This is a genomic window from Ensifer sp. MJa1, assembly GCF_037026475.1.
Taxonomy (GTDB): Bacteria; Pseudomonadota; Alphaproteobacteria; order Rhizobiales; family Rhizobiaceae; genus Ensifer.
In genome coordinates, this window is record NZ_JAKUMO010000074.1 from 1 (window position 1) to 344 (window position 344).

General features: G+C 63.1%; 1 pseudogene. It reads left to right on the forward strand.

The features are described 5' to 3' along the window. Positions 1-344 (forward strand): annotated as a pseudogene (locus MKZ91_RS31560) (IS5/IS1182 family transposase); the annotation flags it as partial.

A 344-nucleotide genomic window follows, 5' to 3' on the forward strand; every position in this document is an offset into this window, starting at 1 on the left:
CCTCGACGCTGTCGCAGAACCGGCGGCGGCGTTTCAACGACACGGATGTGGCGCAGGATATCTTCGACCATATCGTCAGCCAGGCGATCGGCCACGGACTGGTGGACGGCACGGTGCTTTATACCGACTCGACCCATCTGAAGGCCAATGCCAACAAGGGCAGATACGATCTTGCGATGGTCGAGAAGTCGCGGGCCGATTACTGGGCCGATCTCGACCGGGCGATCGAGGCCGAGCGCAGGCTGCATGGTCAGGACCCGTTGAAGCAGAAGGAGCGCGCGCCTGAGGTGAAGCAGACCAAGGTGTCGCGCACCGATCCCGACAGCGGCTACATGGTGCGCGAC